The following is a 7,314-nucleotide window of genomic DNA, read 5'->3' on the forward strand; positions in this document are numbered from 1 at the left end:
CATTTTATGTATGCAAAATTAATCAGTTAGTATTTGTATCATGAATTCAGTAGCGCAATTTATAGCCGATCTTAAGCATTCGAATGGCCAATAGGGAAATTACCATTAAGCATATTGCCACAATCATGAGGCTAATATAAGGCGAAATATCGGATACCCCAAAGAAGCCATACCGGAACCCGTCGATCATATAAAAGAATGGATTGAGATGCGACAAGTACTGCCAGCCGATAGGTAGCGAGTGTATGGTATAAAACACACCCGATAAAAATGTGAAGGGCAGAATGATAAAATTCTGGAACGCCGCCAATTGATCAAACTTATCAGCCCAGATCCCTGCGATCAATCCCAATGCGCCCAATATCGCACTGCCCAGAACCACAAACAGTAACGCCCATAAAGGTAATAGCAGCGGAATATCAAAGAATATCAGTGTAACCAGATAAACACCCAGGCCGACCAATAGTCCGCGCACAATCGATGCCAGAATATACGCAAAGAAAATGGCACGATAGGATAATGGCGATAACAAGACAAATACGATATTACCGCTGATTTTTGATTGAATCATGCTGGAGGATGAGTTGGCAAATGCATTCTGAATGACCGCCATCATGACCAGCCCCGGGATCAGAAAAGTAGTATATGCGACCCCCGGATAAACTTGCGTATGCACCTCCAACACATGAAAGAAAATCAGCAAATACAGTAGCGTTGACACCATCGGTGCGATGATGGTTTGAAAACCCACTTTCCAGAAACGCAGCAATTCCTTATACAGCAATGTCAAGAATCCGGTCATTTTGCTGGTTTCCTGTGATTCCTCATCAGATTGACAAACACATCCTCGAGATCGGGTTGCTGCAAATGCATTTCCAGTATCTGGTTATTTTCAGACCGCAATGACGCTAAAATAAATTCAACGTGTGCATAGTTCTCGATTTTGAGCTCGTACATTCCATTGTGATGGCTAATTTGTAACGCTTGTAACACCGGCGGCAAGGTATCCGGCAGCAATCGAAGTTTCAACGAATTTCCCGAAGTCATTTTTCCAATCAGATTCTGCGTACTATCCAACGCGATAATTTTTCCTGCCTTCAGCATCGCAACACGATGACAAAGTGTTTCGGCCTCTTCCAGATAATGCGTAGTCAGCACGATGGTATGCCCATCCTGATTCAGTTGCTGAATGAAATTCCACAGTGTCTGGCGTAATTCAACATCCACGCCGGCTGTCGGCTCATCCAAAATAATCACAGGCGGCTTGTGCACGAGTGCTTGCGCAACCAGAACACGGCGCTTCATGCCACCCGACAACGCACGCATGTTCACATTCGCCTTATCCGCCAAATCCAAGCGTTCAATGATTTCATCGATCCAATCGGCATTCCCCTTGATGCCGTAATAACCCGATTGTATGAATAAGGTCTCACGCACTGTAAAAAAAGGATCAAAAACCAGCTCTTGCGGCACCACGCCCAGATTTCGCCGCGCCTGTTGATACTGCGTGGTGACATCGTGCCCCATCACACGCACCGAGCCGCTGTTGGCATGCGACAGGCCGGCAATAATACTGATCAGTGTTGTTTTACCGGCACCATTGGGTCCCAATAGCGCAAAAAACTCACCGGCGTGAATGTCGAGATCAATATCAGTCAGCGCACACAAGCTGCCATAGCACTTACTCACTTGCTTGACTTCAATGGCAGGCAACATCGGATGCATTAATCGGAAGGGTTATTCTGGGATTTCAACAACAGCGGATATGAATTGAATCAGGCACTGCGCTGCTGAGTATCATGACCCGGTATCACCGGAATCAACTCGGCAATACCATACAATTGAATTAAGCTTTCAAGGTTAGCGGGTAAATGAATGAACTGTAATTGACAGCCTTTCTTGCGGGCCACACGCAACCATTCCAGCAGCATACTGATAATGGTCGAGTCCACCTGGGTTACTTTGCCCAGATCAATCACGACAGGCTGTTTGTCGAATAACGCCACCCCGCGTTGCGTCATGGTCACCACATTTTCGATGGTGACCGCGCCTTGCACGATAATTTTATGATCTTCACGAAGTATCATCAGGTTAAGGGACTCGAATTATTGATTCGACTGGATTATTTTTTACCTTCCAATGATTTATTTTTGTCAGATAACGTTTTAATCAGTCCTTCTACGCCACCCTTGCGAACCTGACTGTTAAAGGATCCGCGATAATTGGTAACCAGACTCACGCCGGCAACCGTGACATCATAAACCTTCCAACCATCCGGTTTTTTCTCCATGCTGTAATCAATCGGCACCGGTTCTTTTCCGTTGCCTTGAATGACTACCGTCCGAACCGTGGTTTCCACATTATTATCCAGGTGCTTTAACGGGTTCACTTTAATCGTTTCGTGGTTATAGCTGGTCAATGCATTGGAATAGGTGCGCACCAGCAACGTGCGAAACTCATCCACCAATTTTTTTTGCTGGTCCGGCACTGCTGTTGACCAATGCTGGCCCATCGCCAGTTGGGTCATACGTATAAAATTGAAGTGCGGTAAAATTTTAGTCTCGATCAAGTCGAGCATTTTTTCCTTGTTACCATTTTTCAATTGTTCATCTTTTTGAATAATCTCGATCACTTCCTTGACTGTCTCATCGACCAGCCTATCAGGCGCCAAATCCGCTGACCATGCGGGGAATACCAGCAAGTTAGAAAATATTAATAAAATTATCCCAAAAAATCTTTTCATCGTTTCCTCACCAAAATTTTAAGTATTACGCAATACTAAACCAATCAACATCAAATTAACAAATTCCACTTAATCAGAAAGAATCATCTTCAGCAGCTTTATTAAATAAAAAACGGCCAATTAATTCTTCAAGTACCATGGCGGAGTTGGTTTTCATGATTTTGTCGCCATTTTTCAGCATCACCTCATCCCCGCCTGCAGCCAATCCGATGTACTGTTCGCCCAATAAACCCGCCGTCAAAATGCTGGCAAAGGTATCTTTGGGAAAGGGAAAGCGACTATCCATATTCATGGTCACCACCGCATCGTAAGTTTGTGTACTGAATTGAATATCCGTGACACGTCCCACGACAACGCCGGCACTTTTTACCGGCGCGCGCACTTTCAGGCCGCCGATATTCTCAAAATTTCCAGTAATCACATAGCTTTGTGACGGATTGTAAACATTCAGATTACCGACTTTAAGACTCAATATCATGAGCGCGATAATTCCCGTGATTACAAACAACCCTACCCACAAATCCATTGTTGTCCGCTGCATCAACTCACTCCTCTAAACATGAAAGCGGTCAAAATAAAATCAAGCCCCAAAATCACTAATGACGAAGTCACCACGGTACGTGTGGTTGCGCCTGAAACGCCTTCCGCCGTGGGCGGCGCGTCGTAGCCTTCAAACACTGCGATAGCCGTGACAGCCACGCCGAAAAAGCAACTTTTGATAAAACCGTTCAATATATCAAATCTAAAATCAACCGCGCTTTGCATTTGCGACCAGAAGGAGCCTTCATCCACGCCAATGAATACCACAGTGACCAGATAACCGCCAAAAACACCCATGACAGAAAATATTGCTGCCAGAAATGGCATGGAAATAACGCCCGCCCAGAAACGCGGCGCCACTACGCGGGCAACCGGATCAACCGCCATCATGCCCATCGCCGCCAGTTGTTCCGTTGCTTTCATCAAGCCTATTTCTGCGGTAATGGCCGAACCCGCGCGACTGGCAAACAATAAGGCGGCCACCACAGGACCCAGTTCACGCACCAGCGACAAGGCGACCAGCGTGCCGACTGCGGACTCCGAACCATATTTTTGCAGCGTTTCATAGCCTTGCAAACCCAGCACCATGCCGACAAAAAGCCCGGACACCACGATAATGATCAGTGACAAAACACCGGTAAAATACAGCTCACGCATGACCAGACCAAAGCGGCGCAGACTGGTGCCGGATTTTAATAGCACCAAAATAAAAAAACGACTGGCGTAGCCCAACCGCCAGATGCTTTCAATCACGCGATGCCCGATATGCTGAACAGCGGATACGATACGTCTAGGCAAAAGTATCCTCCAACTTCAAATCCTCTTGGTAAGTTTGCGCCGGATAATGAAATGGTACCGGCCCATCTTCTTCACCATGCACAAACTGATGTACAAACGGCGCTACCGACTCGCGCACTTCTTTCGGCGTACCCTGCGCAGCGATCACGCCATCTGCAATGAAGTAAACATAATCCACAATTTTCAGGGATTCTTGCACGTCATGCGTCACCACGATCGATGTCATACCCAACGCGTCGGTCAAGCGACGAATCAGATTCCCGATCACGCTCAGTGAAATCGGATCCAATCCGGTAAATGGCTCATCATACATAATCAGCATCGGATCCAACGCGATAGAGCGCGCCAACGCCACACGCCGCGCCATGCCACCAGATAGTGCATTAGGCATGAGTTGATGCGCACCGCGCAAACCCACGGCGTGTAATTTCATCAGCACCAGGTCGCGAATCATTGATTCCGGCAAATTGGTATGTTCGCGCATTTGAAATGCGACATTGTCAAACACCGACAAATCGGTGAACAATGCACCAAACTGAAACAACATACCCATCTTGCGCCGCAGCCTGAATAGCGCATCACGATTGAGTTCATGTACCACTTCTCCGGCAAACTTCACATGCCCGGAGGTCGGCTGAATTGCGCCGCTGATCAGTCTCAGCAACGTAGTTTTACCCGACCCGCTACCGCCCATAATGGCTACCACTTGACCACGCCGCATGGACATATCGATACCTTTCAGAATCGGACGCGTGTCGTAGGAAAAACTCAGGTCGTTAACCTCAATAAGAACTTCAGGTGGCATACTAAATGGTGAAATTTATTTGGAGAAACAGCGAACAAACGACAGTCTCATGATTTTGTAGCGAATTAAAATATTCCCGATCAATGTACAAATATCCGCGGCAGACTTGACTGGCGTCGATATTATCATCAATCAGTTGAACCGATCTGATTTTAACCATAAAACTTGTCGCGATGAACTGATAAACATTCCTAAAATCCGATAAGCGTCAATTTTAATCTACTTTCTTCCAGAAGTTTGGCTTATGTTGATTTTCATCGCAATTTTCTCGCTTACGAAAAAATCGATAACTGACACGCTTAGAAATTGGAATGCTGCCTGAACAAAATTGTGATATAAGTCATCTTTGCTATATATCTTGTTGATTATTCAAATAACAACCGAACTGAGGAGAAGTGATGAATCTAAAAACCAGGCTGGGTTATGCAGCGTCTATTATCGGGATTTCTTTGTCGGGATCTGCAATGGCAGATTTGTATGTCTACGGTTTTAGCGACTTCAATAGTTCTAATGGCTTGAATATTACCACCAGCAGTGGAGATTTTTTTGTACCTACCTCTGATAGCGGTTGGTGGGATGGCAATTTTTTTCATGATGAATTCAACAAAAATTACTTTGCTGGTACATGCTCTAACTGCGGTGATCATGGCAATGGCAATATCAATGATTATTTTACTTTTGATCTCTCTGGTATCAGCGGCACGATCACCTCAGCCTCACTTAATTTATACACCTACTCGGTCGCAGGCAGTTCGGTAGAGTTTCAATTATTCGATATCACGTCTCCATTGTCCGAAGTGCATGCGACCGGAACCAATGCGGCAGTGTATAACGATTTGATGACTGGCGCGTCCTATGGATCGTTTATTTACAATCCATCCGATAGCAATGAATTTCGTTCCATCCTGTTGAACACTGATGGCATCTCGGCCTTAAACAGCGCAATCGGTGGTGAATTTGGTATCGGTGGTGCAGTAACTGGTGGTATTGAAGGGCCGCCGCCACCACCACCGATTCCTGAACCGGAAACCTATGCCATGTGGTTAGCCGGATTAGGACTGCTCGGTTTTTTTGGGTATCGTAGAAAAAATCTAAATATCAATTCACCCGTCCACTAGCCACATGGCACATTAATCTAGCGAATTTTTGTGCGCTTCTCCCCCACAATCACTGTGTGGGGGATTGCCTAGGAAGTTTCTGAATAACTCATCTTTGTCATTCCGAATATAGTGAGGAATCTTTCTGAATCAACCAGATAAATTTCTCTCTACGCTCGAAATGACAGTTATTCACAGGCCTTCGAGCAGACCGTTAAAAAACGTTTTCGAGGCAGTCGATACCAGGTAAAAATAGGCGAGAAAGTACAATTCATCTCAGTTCGTAGACGTCAATCCGTTCTGTTTTCACTATTCTACGGTTAACCTATTATGGCATCATGTGTGCCATATGCTACCCGGAATCCATTTTTTGAAAAAATCTGCTATGTTTTTTAACAAGCGGCATTATTTCATCCACTATCTGATCCTCAGTCTCGTCACATCCACTGGATTTGCGGCCGAAATTTACCGCAGCGTTGACCATCAAGGACGCGTCACTTATTCCGACAAGCCTTCTGCCGGTGCCCGGCAAATCGAAATCCTCAGTCAACCGGGCCGCCAATTGCATCAAGTCGCCAGGGTTTATGACGGTGACACGATTATATTAGACGATAAAAAGCACGTCCGTTTATTGGGAATCAACACGCCAGAAATCGAAAGCCAGCAGCGCGAGGAAGAACCAGGGGGTGTTGCCGCAAAAAAATGGCTGCAAGCTCAATTGCAGGACAATAAGGTTTATCTGGAATTTGACCAGGAAAAACGGGATAAATATAAACGTTTATTGGCACATGTATTTTTACCGGACGGCAAACACCTCAACCTAGCTTTATTGGAAAATGGCTTGGCAATCGTCAGCATCATTCCCCCCAACTCACTGTACACCGATAAACTGATCCAAGCGCAGCAGCACGCCGAAAAACTTAAACTGGGCATCTGGTCAATGCCCGAGTATCAATCCCGGCCCATTGCACAGATTGCCAATCACACCAAAGGCTGGCAACGATTTACCGGCACTCCTGTCGCCATCAAGAAAAGCCGCAAATACACGCGGTTGATTTTTAGTGACAAGATTGATATACGCATCGCCAACACCAATCTCAAGCTGTTTCCTGCACCGACGACTTACCTTGGCAAACCGCTGGAAATCCGCGGCTGGGTGGCGCGCAACAACGACTATTACACCATGTTGATTCAACATCCCAGTGCATTGATAAGCCGGTAGCTGATCTGGGCTCGTACATTTTATAACCTAAATTGTAAGAATCACTAGCGTTGTTTACAGTATTTGGGAGAATACTGTAAATGAACATACATAAACGCACCCGATTAAC

General features: G+C 45.7%; 9 protein-coding genes. 2 read left to right on the plus strand and 7 right to left on the minus strand.

Annotated elements, in window-relative coordinates:
* Nucleotides 1-46 precede the first annotated feature (46 nt).
* From Q0K92_RS07270 to Q0K92_RS07300, 7 genes are all read right to left on the minus strand, one after another.
* Nucleotides 47-802, minus strand: coding sequence for an ABC transporter permease (locus Q0K92_RS07270; RefSeq protein WP_297325144.1), 756 nt, complete (start codon nucleotides 800-802; stop codon nucleotides 47-49).
* Nucleotides 799-1,716, minus strand: a complete 918-nt coding sequence (locus tag Q0K92_RS07275; protein ID WP_297325145.1) for an ABC transporter ATP-binding protein — start codon at nucleotides 1,714-1,716, stop codon at nucleotides 799-801. Before Q0K92_RS07275 ends, Q0K92_RS07270 begins: the two co-directional genes overlap by 4 nt.
* Before the next feature lie 59 nt (nucleotides 1,717-1,775).
* Entirely contained in the window at nucleotides 1,776-2,087 is a 312-nt protein-coding gene (locus Q0K92_RS07280) for an STAS domain-containing protein (RefSeq protein ID WP_297325146.1), read from the minus strand.
* A 35-nt stretch (nucleotides 2,088-2,122) separates the two neighbouring features.
* Nucleotides 2,123-2,743, minus strand: a complete 621-nt coding sequence (locus tag Q0K92_RS07285) for an ABC transporter substrate-binding protein (protein ID WP_297325147.1) — start codon at nucleotides 2,741-2,743, stop codon at nucleotides 2,123-2,125.
* 73 nt (nucleotides 2,744-2,816) lie between these two features.
* Entirely contained in the window at nucleotides 2,817-3,284 is a 468-nt protein-coding gene (mlaD, locus tag Q0K92_RS07290) for an outer membrane lipid asymmetry maintenance protein MlaD (protein WP_297325148.1), read from the minus strand.
* Complete coding sequence (gene mlaE, locus Q0K92_RS07295; RefSeq protein ID WP_297325149.1) at nucleotides 3,284-4,081, minus strand: lipid asymmetry maintenance ABC transporter permease subunit MlaE; 798 nt, start codon at nucleotides 4,079-4,081, stop codon at nucleotides 3,284-3,286. The genes mlaD and mlaE overlap by 1 nt, the downstream gene beginning before the upstream one ends.
* A complete protein-coding gene (locus Q0K92_RS07300; protein WP_297325150.1) occupies nucleotides 4,074-4,886 on the minus strand; it encodes an ABC transporter ATP-binding protein in 813 nt (270 codons plus the stop codon). The genes mlaE and Q0K92_RS07300 overlap by 8 nt, the downstream gene beginning before the upstream one ends.
* A 398-nt stretch (nucleotides 4,887-5,284) precedes the next feature.
* Here Q0K92_RS07300 and Q0K92_RS07305 point away from each other — a divergent pair, with 398 nt between their 5' ends.
* Both Q0K92_RS07305 and Q0K92_RS07310 read left to right on the plus strand, forming a co-directional pair.
* Nucleotides 5,285-6,004 (plus strand): PEP-CTERM sorting domain-containing protein, encoded by a 720-nt coding sequence (locus Q0K92_RS07305; RefSeq protein ID WP_297325151.1) that lies wholly within the window; start codon nucleotides 5,285-5,287, stop codon nucleotides 6,002-6,004.
* A gap of 349 nt (nucleotides 6,005-6,353) precedes the next feature.
* Nucleotides 6,354-7,205 carry a thermonuclease family protein gene (locus Q0K92_RS07310; protein ID WP_297325152.1) on the plus strand — a complete coding sequence of 284 codons (852 nt, stop codon included), beginning with the start codon at nucleotides 6,354-6,356 and terminating at the stop codon, nucleotides 7,203-7,205.
* Nucleotides 7,206-7,314 lie beyond the last annotated feature (109 nt).

Source organism: Nitrosomonas sp. (assembly GCF_024282095.1).
Lineage (GTDB): Bacteria > Pseudomonadota > Gammaproteobacteria > Burkholderiales > Nitrosomonadaceae > Nitrosomonas.